General features: G+C 42.5%; 6 protein-coding genes. 4 read left to right on the forward strand and 2 right to left on the reverse strand.

All coding sequences use genetic code 11. The annotated features are described in order from the left end of the window. Nucleotides 1-200: 200 nt before the first annotated feature. The 3 genes from brnQ to EQG49_RS07780 all read left to right on the forward strand — a co-directional run bounded on the left by brnQ (nt 201) and on the right by EQG49_RS07780 (nt 3,492). The gene (gene brnQ, locus EQG49_RS07770) at nt 201-1,583 is read left to right on the forward strand and encodes a branched-chain amino acid transport system II carrier protein (protein WP_165964831.1); all 1,383 of its coding nucleotides are present in this window, start codon (nt 201-203) and stop codon (nt 1,581-1,583) included. Between the two features lie 397 nt (nt 1,584-1,980). Then, on the forward strand, nt 1,981-2,904 hold the full coding sequence (locus EQG49_RS07775) for a phosphate/phosphite/phosphonate ABC transporter substrate-binding protein (RefSeq protein WP_133363444.1): 924 nt from the start codon (nt 1,981-1,983) through the stop codon (nt 2,902-2,904). A gap of 99 nt (nt 2,905-3,003) precedes the next feature. Then, complete coding sequence (locus tag EQG49_RS07780) at nt 3,004-3,492, forward strand: hypothetical protein (RefSeq protein ID WP_133363445.1); 489 nt, start codon at nt 3,004-3,006, stop codon at nt 3,490-3,492. 346 nt (nt 3,493-3,838) lie between these two features. Here the strand turns inward: EQG49_RS07780 and EQG49_RS07785 are convergent, their stop codons facing one another. Then, complete coding sequence (locus tag EQG49_RS07785) at nt 3,839-10,729, reverse strand: SpaA isopeptide-forming pilin-related protein (RefSeq protein ID WP_133363446.1); 6,891 nt, start codon at nt 10,727-10,729, stop codon at nt 3,839-3,841. Between the two features lie 98 nt (nt 10,730-10,827). Next, complete coding sequence (locus EQG49_RS07790) at nt 10,828-11,715, reverse strand: class C sortase (RefSeq protein WP_133363447.1); 888 nt, start codon at nt 11,713-11,715, stop codon at nt 10,828-10,830. Between the two features lie 273 nt (nt 11,716-11,988). Between EQG49_RS07790 and EQG49_RS07795 the strand changes: the two genes are divergently transcribed. Beyond that, nucleotides 11,989-17,646: a Cna B-type domain-containing protein gene (locus tag EQG49_RS07795; protein WP_133363448.1), complete on the forward strand. Its 5,658-nt coding sequence runs from the start codon at nt 11,989-11,991 to the stop codon at nt 17,644-17,646. Nucleotides 17,647-17,673 lie beyond the last annotated feature (27 nt).

The following is a 17,673-nucleotide window of genomic DNA, read 5'->3' on the forward strand; positions in this document are numbered from 1 at the left end:
CAATAGGCTCGGTTCTAAACCGTATTGGAGGTTCAGTAAGGGAGAAAACCGAGCCTATTGTTGTGCGTTCGAAACTATTAAACCACCGTTTGTCGTGATTTTTTAGCTTAAGAACGTCGTTAATGCTTGGTATTACAATCAATTATGGATTTGTGGTAAGATTATTAAATTAATATTTTCTCATAGAAGGAGACATGCTAATGAACAACAGATCATCACTTAGTTGGAAACAGTATGCGTTAATTGCTTCAACTGTTTTTGGCTTGTTCTTTGGCGCCGGAAATTTGATTTTTCCAGTGAGCCTTGGACAACAAGCAGCAAATAATATTTTTAGTACTGGGGCCGGTTTCTTATCAACCGCGATTTTATTACCGCTTCTAGGGATTGTGGCGATTGCGGCAACCCGGGCGCGTGGGGTTTACGACTTGGCTAAACCAGTCGGACATAAGTATGCGACCTTCCTAATGGTAGCGTTGTTCGTGCTGATTGGACCAGCTTATGCAATGCCCCGGTTGGCTACCGTACCTTACACGATTGCTTTTGAACAATACGTGAAGCCTAGCCACAGCGCGTTGTTCTTATTCATTTTCTCATTGCTGTTCTTTGGCTTAACGTATATTCTGTCAGTTAATGAAAATAAAATCTCAGATGTTATTGGTAAGTACCTGAACCCATTGTTCTTAGTATTAGTTATTATTTTACTTGGTTTCATCATTTTTAAGCCAATGGGTAGTACCGCGGGATTTAATGCAGTTGCGCCATATAATACCGCACCATTTACGAATGGATTCTTGCAAGGTTATGGGACGATGGATGCCTTGGCTTCATTGGAATTTGGGATTTTGGCAGTGACGTTTGTGGCTAACTTGGGTGTTAAAGAACCTAAAAAGAATGCCATCACAACGTTTAAAGCTGGTTTGTTTGGGATTTTGGGCATGGGAATCATTTATGCCGGTTTGATGTATGCCGGTGCGACATCATTGAATCACTTCCCAATCGGTGCCAATGGGGGTGTTGTCCTTGCACAAATCGCCGAATATTACTTCGGTCCCTTTGGTTCAGCGATCTTTGCGGCAATCGCGGGCTTAGCATGTATTACCACCGCAATCGGGTTGGCTTCGGCCTTTGGGGTCGCCTTCCACGAGCGTTGGCCACGTTTCAGCTACCGGACTTACGTTGCCGTACCGGTTTTCTTAAGTTTCTTGTTAGCTAACGTTGGTTTAACGGAATTGATCAAGATTTCTGTGCCATTCCTGTTCTTTGTTTACCCATTGGCAATCACGCTGATTATCTTGTCATTGACACGTCCCTTGTTCCACGGGGCCCGGCCAGTGTACGTCTGGGTGACAAGCTTGACTCTAATCTCGTCAGTTCTCGATGCAGCCGCCGGGTTTAAAGACTTGATTAAAGCGCAATGGCTACATGACCTAGTGGACTGGGCGATTAAGTACGTGCCGTTATACAAGTACCAATTAGACTTTATTGTGCCAGCCTTGATTGGCTTGGTAATTGGTTTGATTATTTACATGGCTAACCGACAAAAGTACATCGCTGCTTACAAACCAACATTGAATAACGATTAATAAAGTACAAAACACACAGTGCATTCAGCTGTGTGTTTTTTTGCGATGGGATTGAATAAAATTGGCCACTGCGTGCCGGTAAATTAGGAATAATGTAACTAGTAAAAAACAGTTACCAAGAACAGGCAACAGTAGCATGAAAAAACCAACGCTGAGGATAGAACCTCAGTAATTCGATGATTGAAAGTACAGAAGCGTCAATCGCCCGCTAGAATAAGTAGAACCATTAAGCACAAGCTCGGTTGGCGTATTTTGTTTTTACCGGCTCATCAAGTATAATTAATGTTTACGATGCTTTTACTTTGCGCTAATAAATATGTGAAGGCGTCTTGAAAATCAAAATGTACATAATTAACGGATATAAAATCAAAGAATTTACGAAGGAGACGTTACAGTTATGCGTTATTTTAAACATGGGTTAATACTGGTTATGTCCTTAGTGGTCGTTATTTTACTGGCCGCATGCGGTAAACCGGCAGCGCCTAAGCCGCAAAAGGGCGATTTGAAAGACTTAACCGTACAATTCGTACCTTCTTCAAATGCCGCCACGATTGCCACAAAAGTGAAGCCACTGGAAAAATTACTGGTAAAACGCCTGGGTATTCCAGTACATGTTTCTGTTTCGACCGATTACAATTCAATTGTTGAAGCGATGGGGCAAAAGCAGGTTGATATGGGGTTTTTACCGCCAGCACCGTACACGATTGCCCACCAAAAGTATGGGGCGAACGTAATTCTGCAAGCACAACGTTACGGGGTACAAGAACCCACGGGGGAACCAACTGATAAGCTGACGGATAGTTATGCGGCGGAAGTATTAGTCCGGAAAGATTCCGGTGTCAACACGATTGAAGATTTGAAAGGCAAACGCATTGCTGTTCAAGAACCGACATCGGATGCCGGCTACATTTTTCCCATGGTTGAACTTGCCAAGAAGGGGATTAAGCCCAGCGATTATACAACTGTCCCGGTAAAAGGACATGATTTAGGCGTGCTCGCTGTTGAAAACAAGGACACTGACGCGGCGTTTGTTTTCAATGATGCACGTGATATCGTAAAAGGCGACGTGCCAACAATCTTTAACGATACGAAAATTCTTTATATGACGACCCCTATTCCAAATGACACAATTGCCCTGCGAGCAGGAATCAACAAGCGTTGGCAGAAGAAGATTTCAGACGCTATGCAGGCGATTGCCAAGACTAAGCAAGGGCATGATATTATGTCGACGGTGTACTCATGGGAAGGCGTCACACCGGCTAAGGATGCAAATTATGACATCGTGCGCCAGTATGAAGCTGAAGTTGGTATGTTGAAATAATTTGTATGGCTAGCACTAAGCTTGCCAAGTTTATCAAGTGGTGCGTATGGGAATGATAACAACGAAGAACTTCTAATTGCGGTTGGAAGTTCTTTTTTCATGCATATGAATGCGGAAAACGTCGTTGGAATGCTGTATAATAAAGACAAAAATAACGGAAACGGGGGTGGCGACATGGAAGATAAAGTTGTAACTGAAAAATATTTAGATGCGCGGTTAGACGATCTTGAAAGTCGCACCGATGTGAAGTTAAAGGACTTAGAATTGAGCATCACTGCAAAGATGGACGAACGCTTTGTGGCAAGTGATGCCAAGATGGATGCCTGGTTTGATAGGGGAGCTGAACAATTTGCAGCAAGAGATGAAAAAATAGATGCTCGATTCGACAAGGTGGACGAACGATTCCAGCGAGTAGATGCACATTTCGATAAAATAGATGCAAAATTTGATAAGGTAGATGAAAAGTTCCAGCGAGTAGATGAAAAGTTCGACATAGTGAATACTAAAATTGATAGCAATCTCAAGTGGATGATGACAACGACGATTGCGATGGGCGCGGCAATTATTGCAGCGGTGGTTTATTTTTAAGACTTCTAGTCTGAGAATTATTACGAACTAACGGAGTGACGGTAAATTACTTGGCGGACGCAGCCTTTACACCGCGACTGGGTCGACATGTGTGTAACACATATCGACGCTGAGGATGAGATGAGGAGTCTAGGGAATTTATTCCCGTAGAGTCCCAGCTTATCCGAACCTCACAAGACCGCACTTTGGCTTGGGAGGTTGCTTCCAGCGTGGTGCGCCAAGTAATTTACTGGCACGCAGTGGCCAATCTTATTCAATCCCACGTAACTCGTAATAGTACAACTAAAAAGCCGCAAACTCCAAAATTTCTGGAGTTTGCGGCTTTTATTGCCATTATTTAAAATGATTAGTTATCTTCGACTTTTTTGGTTTTCACGATACGTAATGCAATCGTGATAATCCAGATACCAGCGAGGATAAACATGCTTGTTACAACCATGCCACCAGTTACAGGGAATGTGTTATTACCTGGTAATGGTACAACTACGATAGGCTTTTTAGGCTTAGGAGTTGGTTTGTGTGGCTTAGGTTTTGGATCGTCACCACCAGTACTTGGATCCCAGATTGTTAAGACGTTGGTAATTGTAATTGTCGAACCATTCCATGAATCCTTGGTGATTGTGAATTTAGCGGGTTCCTTAAGTAGATCAAATGAGATACCTGAACCAAGTGATGGTGCTTTGGTTTCTTTGATCCAGTAATCGCCATCGGCTAAACCGGTCACGCTAAATTTACCTTTTTTGCTAGTTTTAGCGTGGTCATCAGGCCAGCCTTCACCAGACTTAATCTTAGTAGCTTGTGATTGCTTGGCAACCCAAGTTACTTTACCGCGTGCATCGTTGCCAACCTTCACGTACTTCAAGTATTCATTCTTACCGTTGACTACCCGGTAAACAACGAATTGAGCGTTGTTTAGCAAGTTCTTTTCAGGATCTTGCTTCATGAAGTGTTGACCACCCGTCCAAACTTCAGCTTTGTCGTCGTATGAGACTTCAGGGCCGTTGGTTGGTTGGTAAGTGAGCGTTGCGGTATTTTTACTTGGATCTTCAATGTATGAGCTTACTAATCCGTGCCAAGGCCCATTTGCGGGTGGGGTAACTTGGGTTGAATACGTTACTTGTAAGCTCTGCACGTCAGCGATTTGGGCGTCGGCTGCGACGGGTTTGCCGTCTTTCCAGAAGTTCCAAGTAACCTTGTTAGCAGCTGGAGTGGCGGTTTCAGTGTAGTCTACGCCAGGTACAAGGGTCCGAACTGAACCGTCTTTCATTGTGGCAATGATTTGGGTACTACCAACAATAAACTTCCAGTTTTTCGCGTAATTATCCGCGATGTTCATACTGTCCATCTTAGAAAGGGTTTGTGGCAAGTTAACGTTCAGAATCCATGATTTAGTTGTTTCTAAACCAGTGAAGTCGTAACTAGGGTTACCACTAGCTTCTTTCTTAGTGATTGGGTCAGTTGGTACTGGAATACGGGTGTTGGTGATTTCAGTAGGCTTAGCGACCGTTGCAAAGGTATAATCAGCATTCAACTTGAAGAAGTATGGTGCTTCAAGTTTTTCAAATCCAAATGGTGCGGCTGTTTCTACCAAGTAGTAGTTGTTGATGCTGTTCTTTGGAATATCAATATTAGTAAATGACATTTCACCAGTTGCAGTTGAGACACGAGTTGCAATTGGATCACCATCACCGGCGGATGCTTTACCATCGTTATCGTTATCGCGGTAGAGTTCAAAGGTTGCACCAGGCAACGCATTACCGGTATTAGCTTCAACCTTCTTGAAGTAGGCGTTACCAATTGGATCATTATCAATCTTTTCAGTACCTGATGCAGGATAAGTTGTGTTAACCGCATCGTTTTCGAGGGCCCCTAATGAGAAGTAAAGTGGTGCTGTTTCAAGTTTATAACCAGCTGGAGCATTAGTTTCGATTAAGTAGAAGTGGTGTTCATTACTTTCATCGACCTTTGTTCCAAGCGGAATGTTCTTGTTAAATGTTACTTTACCATCGGCCTTAGTAGTTACCGTCGCAATTGGTTCAGTACCAACAGGTTGTTGTTTACCAGCAACTGAAGTTTCCCAAAGTTCGAAAGTTGCGCCGGCTAATGTGTTATCAGGCTGGTTAGAATCAACCTTAGTAAAGTTAGCACTACCCCACATTTTAATAGGAGCATTAATAATTGGCGCTGTAAGTTCGTACGTCAATTGGGCACTGCTCAAGCTAAATTGGTGCTTAGTGTTATCAACCACATACTTGTCGTCTGGGGTTGCTGTTTCAATCAAGTAGAAATCACGACGATTATTATCTTCCGCATCGACTAAACCAAGTGGAAGGGCATTTTCGTGAGCGCTATCGAATGAAATATTACCATCGGCATCAGATGTAGCTTGCGCAACGACAGTGTTATCGTTGGCATTACGAACTTCAAAGGTTGCACCTTGGAGGGCGCGTCCCTTATCATCATGCTTCATAAAGTAAGCAGAACCATTGAGAAGCGCTGGTGCATTTTTGATTTCTAATGGTGAAACTGCTGAATTTTCATTAAGATGCAGCGTATTTTCGCCATCACCTAACTTGAAGAAAATTCCGCTACGAGAATTAAGTGAGTAATCAGTTGGTGCTGATGATTCTTCAAGGTAGTAGTAGTGCGTGTTGTCAGCATCGTGAGTGGTTCCTAAGTCGAGATTTTCGAACCAAAGTTCACCGATGTGACCAGCTACATTACTTGAAGTTTTCGTAATTGCGTTTGTACCGGCAAGATCATTGGCGTCCGTGTTTTTGTCATCAAAATCAGTCTTACTGATTTCGTGTAACTTAAACTCAGCACCAGGCAAGCCATTCTTGAACTTACCTTCCGTGGCAACCTTCTTAAAGTAGGCATTCCCACGAATTTCATCAACGGCAGTATTTTCAATCAATTGTGGATCTGTTGTCGTAAACAAGTCACCATTTTCTTTGAAGTTAGATAATTTATCAGCATTCAAAGTAAAGAGGGTTGGCCGTGTTTCTTCAAGTGGTAGGAAACCAACCGTGGCTGGCTTCTTAGTACTTTCGCTATCAGGAATATCTGGCAAGGCAGTTTCAACGACGTAGAAATGCGTTACGTTGTTTACGTTGTTGTCGGTTGCCATATTCAGAGTAAGGTTTGCAAAATTGAATGAACCGTCCTCTGTAGATACGGCTGTACCAATTGAAGAACCATTATCGATGAGTTCAGCGTATGAAGCTTCTTCAGGGTTGAATTCAGTAGGATCATAACTAAAGAGTTTGAACTCAGCACCGGCTAGTGCAACATCATGATTGCTTGCTAGTACCTTCTTAAAGTGAGCAGAACCACTTAATGGCTGGTTTTCAATGTTATAAATGTCTGAAAACGCAGTTGGTACATAGCTGAAGTTATTTTCCTTGTTCAAAGTGAAGAAACGATAGAACTTTGAATTAGTTGCATCTGGTTTTTCAAAGACCGTATCAGTACTAGTTGAACGACCAGTTTCAATTACATAGTAGTTATAACTAGCATTGGCGTTGGCGTTAACTGTCCCAAGATCAAAGTCGAAGGAAATTTTACCTTCGCTACCAATTGCAGCAGATGATGTGACAGGGTTAACGCTTTCGCCACCCTCGTTGAGTACTTCAACTAATTCATCGTTTGCATCTGGGACTGTTTGACCAGCAGCGGCTTTACGGAGTTCAAAAGTTGCGCCTGGTAAACCTTCAGTTGTACCTTCGATAACCTTTTTGAATTCGATATGCGCAGTTTCACGCGTTTGCGTATTTTCAAATGGGTTATTGATATCGTTAACCGTAAAGTTATTTTCTTCGTTTAATGTGAAGAAACGGTAAAACTTACTGTCATCCGTAGTTGGTGTTTCATAACCGGTTGGTGCATCAGTTTCAATGACATAGAAGTTACCAGTATTGTTATCATCTAGTGGGATGGTAGGGAATGAAATTTCACCTTCATGGCCCACTTCTTCGGATGAAACAGTAGAAGCGATTACGGGATCGTTTACATTAGGTTCCGTTTGATCAGGCGCAGCTTTACGAAGTTCGAACATTGCACCTGGCAATGGAGCTTTCTCATCGCCGGCATCAACCTTCGCGAAGTAGGCGTGCCCGATTGGCGTGTTGTCAATCTTAGCAGGTTCTTCTGCTGAGCTAAAACTAAAGTCATTATCTGTATCTAATGTGAAGTAAATTGGATCATTATTAGTTTCGAAATCAGCGACATCTTGTTTGCCGTTCAAGGTAGGCTTGCCAGTTTCTACTAAGTAGAAGTGCGCGGCATCCTTAGCTTGATCAGTCATCCAAAGCGGAATTTCATTGATGAATAATTCACCAAGTTTGCCTGCGACAGTTGATGAAGTTAAACCAGTCATAATTGGATCTGAGTTAGTAGTTGTGTTTGCTTCTTCAGTCCGGTAAAGGTCGAAAGTTGCACCACCAAGACCAGTATCAGTACCGGCGATGACCTTCTTAAAGTGCGCATTACCATATTCTTGGATAATTTCTTCATTGTCAAAATCTAAATCAGTTGCTTCTAAAGTGGCATTAGTTTCAAAGTCAGAACCACCATATGTTAGGACACCGTTAGTATTAGTAATTGAGAAGTAGTGCTTCTCAGTTGACTTAATGTGGGTGTCAGGGGCTGTAACTTCTTCAACATAGTAGTACTTAGTTGAAGTTTCCATTGAACTACCAGTTGGAATACCTTCGATGTGAACTTTACCATTCACGTCTGACAAGCCAACCGTGCCAACAGATTTTTTGCTTGAGATTGTTTGTTCTTTGTTAGTTTTGTAAACCTTAAATGTGGCACCGGCAAGACCTTCTTCGTCACGAACACCCTTTGAAATACTGTATTTAGTGAAGTCGATTTCACCGAATTTCGTTTCAATTGGGTCATTCCCGATGATTTCGGGAATGCTGGTTGGGAAGACAGGGGATGCTTGTGTCAACGTGAATGGAATTGCTGCGCGATCCGCAAAACCATCAATTGTTGTTTGTTGGTCAAGTGGCACCGCGGGCTTGTTAAGTTCTACTACGAAGAAGCGTTGTGGAATATCTGTAGCTTCATCGGCTAGTCCGAGTGGAATACCCACAAATGAGAAATTACCATATTCATCAGATGTAACAATCGCGTCTGACTTGTTGCCTTCTTCACCAAGTTGAACTGGTTTGATACCGTGTTCATCTGTTTTCGCCCAGTCCAAGTTATCGCTATTAGCAACAACATCATAGTCATCGTCAATACTAAACAGTTGGAACTTAGCTCCTGGGAGTTGTACCGCGGTATCAGTAATTACCTTACGGAAATATGCAGCACCTTCATAGTTTCTAAGTGGCACATTGATTACCGGCTGTGGATTAGCCTCTGAAGCCACTGGTGTTGTTGCAGGGTAAGCTCGGTATGCAGTATTTAATTCAAAGAAGTTTGCGGTAGTAACCACCGGATCAACGAAACCTACTCCAAGTTCTGGCTTTTTAACTTCGACCCAGTAGTAGTAACGATGATTACCATCGGCATCGAATTCATGGCCAAGGCCCAGATTCTTAAATGAGAATGTACCATTTTCACCTGATGTTACAGCGTCACCGACTTTAGTAACACCTGGTGCAGGTACAAGGGCACCGTCAACGTCAACAGTTGGAATAGGGTTTTCTGCAGTGATTAATGCCATTTTATCGGCATCGCTTGCTTTCCATTCGTCAGGATCGTAGCTATAAAGTTCAAATTGTGCACCAGCGAGGTGAGTACCATTAGTACTTTGTTTTACAAAGTATGCCTCACCTTCAACCTCTTCAGGGGTGTTGGCGATTTGCTGGGGGGTACCGCTGTTCAACGTATAATTGTTTTCAGGTGTCAATGTGAATGGCACTGCTAAAGTCAATTGGACGTATTTATTAGGGGCTGTACGTTCAACAAGATAGTAATACTTAGGACCAACGTCTTCGCCTACTTTATCAGGGATGCCGTAGTTAAAGTCGAATGAAAAACTACCATCGGGGTTAGAAATTTGTGATACTGGTGTTCCGCCTTCATCTACGACACGCTGTCCTTTGCCATCAAATGTTGGATTATCAGTTACGGGAGCACTAAAATCAATTCCCGTTGGAACAGAATAAGAATAAAGGTCAAAAGTGGCCCCTTCTAATGCGGCTAGCGGGTTACTAAAGTCTGCATTCCGGACTTTAGTAAAGTTTGCGCGACCTAAAATTTCGTCTAACGGTTCATTGGCAACTTCAGCGGGGTTATCACCAGTAATGACCGTGCTTCCATTGCTAGCGCTTTCTGAGAAGCTGAAAATAAGTGGCGTTGTGTTTAAGTGGTACTTATTAGGTGCGTTAGTTTCGATGACGAAGAAATTAGGTTTAGTGTAGCTCGCCCAATCAATATCACCGAAGAAAACTAGCCCTTCGTCGTTTGAAGTTGAAGTTAGGGGTGCTGGTTTTTTTTGACCTTCAACTTCATGGGTAACTGCCGTCACACCAGTAGGTAACTTAGTAGAATCGAATTCGTTAGACTCAGAATTAAATAATGTAGAAAAATCAAAATGGGCAGGATCAAATGAATCATTGTAATTAAAAATTGCAAAAGTTGCTCCAGGGAGCGGGTTAGTACCATCAGTTTTAATGAAGTGGTATGAGCCTAAAGGATAGTTAGTTTTAGGAGTCACCGTGACGAAATCGACATCATCGCCCTCTTCTAGTTCACTTTCACGATCCAAGTTGTCGTAATCAATCAACTTAGGTTCAGCATATGATTGCGCTCCAGCACGATTCAATTCATACAGAATGTATTGGTGGGGGTGTTCCTGATTGTCGTCAGTAAATGTGGCAACGTTAGTGAATAGTGAAGATGAACTATTGTCACTTTTTGTGACTTTATCTTCTGAAATAATACCGACATCAGCAAGTGACAAACCTGAGTCGTCTGCATCAGCTAGGTTTTTCAGTGTCAGATAAAGTTTAGAAGCATCACCATATGACATGCTTGCTAAATCATAGTTCTCAACATCAAAGGGTGCCTCAGTTAAGGCGTTTTTGACGTGTGCGTTTTCTAGGTCAAACATCACAAAGTTAATCGGATTAGTTTCCCCAGTGGTGTTACGAATTGTTGAAATGTTCATTTGCTCACGTTTCTCGGCAGTGACAGGATTAGTTGTCGTAAACATGGTAACTAATCCTAGTACCAAGAAAAGTATGCTAGCGAATTTTTTTGAATGTCTTTTTAGCATATTTTTGCTCCTTCATATTTTCAATGGATTCAGGATACCCGCGTGGCTCCGTGATAAGGGCTTACGGTGTATCAGTTGGTTTATTTGGTGAGGGGGTTTCAACCACTACTACTAATGTCTTGCTTGATCTGGTGGCGCCGATATAAGTAACGGGCGAGGGCAGTCAAGATGATTGCCAGGAAGCCAATTAAGTATGGCGTCCACCATGGCCAACCCGATTTAACTCCTTCGGGCATTGGTACTTGGTAACCACGCACCACTAATCGGTGTGAGTTAACCATGTAGGGGGTGCAAGTTAACAAGGATACATAATTTTTATCTTTATCAATTTCGAATTTAGTGGCCTCTTTTGGCGAGACAATCCGAATATCATTAACTTTATATGCGTAGCGGTGACCATTTTCTTCCACGAAGAAGTAGTCGCCTTTTTTTAGTTTATCTAAATAACGGAAAACTGACGCGGTGGGTAAACCACGGTGACCAGCAAGCACACTATGAATGCCTTTTTGCTTGAATGGAATTGAGGTTCCTTCGACTAAGCCAACCCCATTTTGGAGCTGGTAAACATTCGTCCCGGAATATATAGGGAGAACTTCATCAATTTTGGGTACTTCTAGTACCCCGATGACCTCGCCGACCTTAGTTTTAACGGCGTTGGGTTTTGCTTTTGCCGTGACATCGTTTTTAGTTGCTTTTTTATTACTGACAAATGGATCGGCGACATTTGCCGGTGCACCGTGATCAATCGGTTGATCGGGAGTTCTAAGTGAGCGATTATGTTCACGAATCCACTTATCAACCCCTTCCCGTTTTGCGTCCGGCATGGTGTTGATTTTTTTGCGGTATTCATTAACTACGCGCGTCTGTTGAAATGATGACATGGCATTTGTCACAAATGGATATGCCAAGACCAACAAACCGACGATTAGAACGGTCCCCATCACGATGTCGAGCGGTTTAATTTTAAACCTACGTTTTTTTTCCATCGGAGTAGTTTCCTAATCTTTAAATTTTATAAAACCGCACAGTTCAAGCAGTTTCTTAAATTGTACAAAAGAACAATGATTATCTGGGGAGGGTTGTATGAAGATAAAATGAACAAAAGGTGATTATTCGCAATTAATTAAAAAAATAATAACTAGCCCACAAAAAATCGGCAAAACTTCACAATTTCACTGCTTTTGGTCATAGAGCCTTCGTTTTTGTTTGCGACAATTGAAGCTGACGAAACTAGTGAAAGACAAAAAAGGTGAATCGATATGAAAAAACACAGGAAAAAATTAATAGGGTTAGCGATGTTAGTGGTGATTGTCGTGGCAACGATTATGTCGCCGTTGACATCATTACTAGCGAAAGCGACTGAACAGATTAAAGCGGATCAGACAGAAGTTCTGATTGGCGAATCTGAAAAAGACAAAAAGAAAGGCATCGAATTCAAAGTGCAACATGAATTCGATACCAAAGAAAATAAGATTAAGTGGACGGCGACATTCTCTAGTAAAAAGAGTGATAACCCCCGCCTATTTAGTCTTGATATAAAACCAACTGATAAAAATATCGTGTTGGATGATTACAAATTAAATGGGGAAGACCCGCAAGCGAGCCTGGTTGATGGCAAGCCAATTATTCAAAAAGACGCTTCTGACGTCACTAGTTCAGAAGATGACAACACAATGCCTGCAGCTACCGTCAAAGCTGAAGACGCTACTGAAGAAGTTCTCAACCAAACGCTCCAAGCGGAAAACGTTGAAACTAAAAAGAAAAGTAGTTACTTATATATTGATGCACCAAGTAAAGACAAACAAGAATTTGAAATTACCTTCACAACTGACATATCAGCTGATATTGATGAGCAAAGTTTAAACTTCACGCCATCATTGCTTGAATACGAAGATGATGAAGCAGCGGAATTAAACATTGATGGTCAAGAAATCTTACCATTAGATGCAGACGCTGAGGGTAATGACAAGCCTATCAAGACTTACGAAGTGACAGCACAACGCCCAACTGAAATTGAGGAAAAGGAAGAAACCGCCGCAATTGCTGAAGAACCAGCCAAAGCCGACGAAGACGCCTCACCTACAAAAGCTGACGACACTAAAACTGAAGCGCCTAAGGCCGACGATACTAAAAAAGCAACCAAAGCTAAAGGGCCAAGTTCACGGACTACAACACCAAACTTACCAGACTTGTCTGAGAAGGAATCAGTAAAACAAATCAGAATTTTGAGTACCGAACGCACAACTGATGCAAGCAAGTTCAATTATCAATTGTCGACTGGGTCGACAACTACACAGTTAATTCGTGAATATACTAATAACTTGAGTGTTGCTACTTTGACAGGTGTAAATGGGACTGGTAATTCAACTGTAGATAATTTAGCCACACCATCAGCCAATGGTGGGATGACGATTGTTAAGTTGACGAATGCGCATGATAGTAACACTACAGGTAATGCCATGCGTCGTTACTACAATTTACGTGATTTTGCACCGAATACTGTTAATGTAGGGGATGATGCCGAAGCAATGCGGCAAAAACAACACGAACTCTTTGTTGAGTTCTGGCCTCGAACTAATAACGGAAACGGTTCTGTTAACCAATATAACTGGATGCTCCCAGATGCAGGTAATCCTGGAGCATCAGTAACCGCGAGCTACAATAATGTCGGGATTTATGTCGATAACGATGGGGTTAGCCGCCAAATGGGGGCAATCATGACGCTGTCCAATATCGTACCCACTAGTGCGGCAAATGGTACTACCCGACCATCGATCTTGATTCCAGGTAGCCTATTCTCAGGAATTCGTTATTACAATATTCAAAGCCTTGATGTGGAATTAAAATTTTATCAAACGACTAATGGTAAGGCGATTACCAAAGATGCTGCTGGTAATTCTGTGGATGTTGACGAAAATGCTAGCTTAACAAAGTTGTTAGACGTTCAAATGCCGACAGCGCTTGGGACTGATGCACCAACTTTAGCTTCATGGTTAACATTTGGTTCCTTGAATAATTATACGAATTTAACTGGTAATACTGCGGCATCACAAGCTAATGGTAACGGAACGGGGATTAATCGTGCCGGGGTTACGTATGCCGAATCAGTCGGTAAACTGCAAAAAGATGCGGCTGGTAATGTCAGTGTTATCACGAATGTTGATGAAGGCTCAGATATTTCAACCGCCGTACCATCAATCGGAACCTTGGTACGCCAAGTGACCAACCAAGCTTCAACCCCAGATATTAATGGTGGTTCACGAGGACTTTGGACATCGATTATGAACGGCACAGGTAATACTAATAATCAGTACGTCGGTATGTGGTACTCAACGGCGAATGGTAACTGGAATAAGCCAGGGTCTGGGGAGAATGCCTATAATCTTTCACAACCAGGTAACTTTGGTGATTTCTTCGGTTCCGGTGACTTTGATCGGGCAGCCGTTTCATTCCAAATTGTTGGATCTAGCAATAGTTTCCGTTTAAAGGGTTCTAGTGGTGATACTTGGGCTGTGCTTAGTTCAGGGTACACACGGCCAATCGAACCGGCCAACCCGTATAAGACAGTAAGTAGCGCGATTCGTCCAGGTACGAATGGTGAAGTACATGGCGATAATGCTGTAAAAACAACCGGTATTGAATATATTCGTGGTACTCGCCAGGCAGTGCAATATGCCGCAGGTTCGCAAGGTGCTACAAGTTTGACAGCTGTTCCTGGCGGGTGGGGTAACAACCCGGATGTAGCAGTTGGTGCTAATATTTACAGATGGAAACGAACGACAATTCAAGCACCTAACAGCAATACAAACTACTACATTTATGAACGTGGAAACGTCGCGGGGCAAAATCCAACATCATACGTTAATGTACATGTATCGACAACAACCCAAAATGCACCAGGAACTGTTGGTAGTATTACGCCAACCGCTCCTACTGCAGGTTGGAGTGCTGATGCCATTGATTGGGATAAGGTTAATGACAATTCAACCGATTATTTATGGGTACGTACAACCCAAACACGAAGTAGCGCTGCACCAGTTCAACAAATTAATGTCTATCCAATTAATGAAGTTGGACCACGTGGAGATGCTAACACCCCAAATCCAAACACCTATACGTATGATAACTACAATGTGTGGAACGATGGTGAACTACTGTATCGTAATAATGCGACACCAGACTTAGGTGATAGTACGCCATTCTACTACGATATTCACCAACCAACTTATCTTAATCCCGATGATTCAATTGCCAAGCCGCACGCAATCACGATGTATGATTTATTGCCAGTTGGGTTAACGCCTGCACGAACGACCAATACACCGATTAAAGGTTCTTTTACGGCGACGAGTGATGGGAGAGTGTATAGTGGTAAAGATATTTACGATAAATTACTTGCTTTAAATAAGCTAGAAAAAGATCAACAAGGAGCGGCATTAGAAGAAGTCTACAGTTTACTTTTCAATACGACGCAACTTGGTATTTCGGGTGGTTCAGAGAACAATGCTGATCGTTGGACACCACAATCCAGTACTTCTTGGCCAGTCGGTAATCAAGCAAACATGGCAACGCTGTGGACAACGAATGCGGATAGATCTGCCACAACACCGGTGGCATATGGAAGTGATGAAGTTGCGTATCGTTCAGATCCCCGTGTAATTGCGGTTGATATGGGTACGGAAGATGAGCCAGAAGTGCGCTATCTAGTAATCTGGGCAATGACCTTCTATGAAATCTCACAATTAAAATTTAATGGTGATTCGTTCATTTATCGGATGCCAGTTGTTGCGCAAAGTGAACACATGCCAAACAAAGATGAATGGTATGATTTTGAAAATAACGCCAGCGTACGTTTTGACTTAAGTGATGCTAATGCGCAGTGGCACTGGCAAGGTACGACAGAACCTGTGCTTAGTCGTTACAGTTATAACGGTAATGAACCAACTGACTTAACTGACTTGAAGATAAATAAAGAGTGGGTTGATGCCAATGACGCTCTTTCAATTCCTAATCGAGGGACATCACTAGGATTTAATGTTTATGGGCATGTACCAGATCCCGATGATTCCAATAAGGATAAGTTAGTGTACACTCGGGAAAATGTGCAAGTGACCCCACCTGGTGTGGATGTTACTAAGCAACAAATTTGGACGACAACAGTGTCGCAGCTGCCTAAGTATTGGTACGCAGCCGATGATACTAATAATGAGCGTCCAATTAGAATTATCTATACGGCGAAGGAAAATGTTCCAGATGGATTTACACTAGTGGCTGAATCCGACAATAAAGAAGAAGTGGGACATGAAATTACGGTTACTAACCGACCTTCGAACGATGTTTCCAGCATCTTAGTACGTAAAACGTGGAATGATAATAATAGTGCAACGCGGCCTAATGAGTTAACGTTTGTGCTTTATCAAAACGGACGTGAAATTGACCGCGTAACACTTAATAAATCACAAACTAATCCAAACGCAGCTGACTATGTGAAATTGGATGAGTTTGGTCGCTGGTTGTATGCCTTTAAAGATTTACCACGGGCAGATGCCCTAACATGGCAGCCATACACCTACACAGTAGATGAAGTACTTCCGGAAGGGTATACCAATACGGCTCGTGATCATGCGATTTTGACAGAAGGTGATTATACTGATCGTTTCGACTTTACGAATACGCCTACCACACCGTCAGATTCAACGATGCAATTGCAAGGAATTAAACGTTGGGCTGGTCAAACGAGCTTGCCAGAATCATTGACATCATTGACAGTTCGTTTATATGGTTACATCACTATTCCAGCTAGTAATGGTACTCCACAACAACGGGTTCGGATTAACTTAAACCCAAGAGGTTCAAGTACTGGTGCCTGGATTGCTAGTCCGGCAAATGATAATCTGGCAACACCGAATATTGATGAATCAGCCATGCAAGTAAGTAATGGTCAAACGCCACCTGGCTCTGCTCATGAATTGGTTGTACAACGAACGGGTCAAGGTGCTGTGTGGCAGTATACATTCATTAATCCGAATAGTAACCCAACGTATACTAATTCTTGGCCAAAACAAGTGCAATACAGCGGACGAACGTACCCAGTTACGTATGAAATTGAAGAAAATGTTCCAGCTGGATATGAATTGTTATCAAACACTGGTGGTTACACTGATGCTAACCAAAACGTTTGGCAATTTGATCTGTTAAACAATGTGCGTCAAACCGCGACAACTAACATTCGTCTGTGGAAGATTGATAAAGATTCTGAAGCAGTGATGTCAAACGTCCGGTTCCGACTTGAATACTATGATTACGGTGATAAAGTTTGGAAAGAACGACAAGCAGGTAGTACTGGTGAGGAAGGCAATATCAAAAATGGTATTTTTGATTACTCAAGTCTCGCCGCCGGCACTTACCGCTTGTATGAAGAACAAACAAATACTGATTACACCCACTTGAAGGGGGTTGTGTACTTTAACTTATTACGTGAAAACGCAACGACAGTTCGTCTAGATCGTCGTGCAGACCACCGGATGTTTGTCGACGTCGACGGTATTCAAAAGGATAAGTTGATACCAATTAACACGGCGGATATTGAACGTTTTGGTACTGGTGATGGTTTAGGAAGTTTCGCTTCAGCAACGAATCCAGCTGACATTCACACAACTAAGTGGATTGATACAACTGGTTCAGGTAACAACGTTGCTTCAGAGTGGAATTATGCACAACTGCTTACTGATTCTACTAACCAAATTGAAATTCGGCTTAAGAACCGTAAACCATTATTAATGCCACGGACTGGTGGTATTGGTATCTTGATTTTCATCGTTCTTGGAGCTACCTTGGCAGCCGGTGGGGGTTACTACTTCCATAAGCGCCGACAAGTAAAGCCAGCAAAAAATGTCTTGGCTGATCGTAATAACTGAGACACGAGGAGAATGTTATGGAAAAAA

Source organism: Periweissella cryptocerci, from assembly GCF_004358325.1.
GTDB classification, from domain to species: domain Bacteria; phylum Bacillota; class Bacilli; order Lactobacillales; family Lactobacillaceae; genus Periweissella; species Periweissella cryptocerci.

What these genes read in the sequence shown, in the direction of transcription:
- brnQ (WP_165964831.1), top strand. Translation starts at nt 201, where the DNA reads ATGAACAACAGATCATCACTTAGTTGGAAACAGTATGCGTTAATTGCT.
- EQG49_RS07775 (WP_133363444.1), top strand. Translation starts at nt 1,981, where the DNA reads ATGCGTTATTTTAAACATGGGTTAATACTGGTTATGTCCTTAGTGGTC.
- EQG49_RS07780 (WP_133363445.1), top strand. Translation starts at nt 3,004, where the DNA reads ATGCATATGAATGCGGAAAACGTCGTTGGAATGCTGTATAATAAAGAC.
- EQG49_RS07785 (WP_133363446.1), bottom strand. Translation starts at nt 10,729, where the DNA reads ATGCTAAAAAGACATTCAAAAAAATTCGCTAGCATACTTTTCTTGGTA.
- EQG49_RS07790 (WP_133363447.1), bottom strand. Translation starts at nt 11,715, where the DNA reads ATGGAAAAAAAACGTAGGTTTAAAATTAAACCGCTCGACATCGTGATG.
- EQG49_RS07795 (WP_133363448.1), top strand. Translation starts at nt 11,989, where the DNA reads ATGAAAAAACACAGGAAAAAATTAATAGGGTTAGCGATGTTAGTGGTG.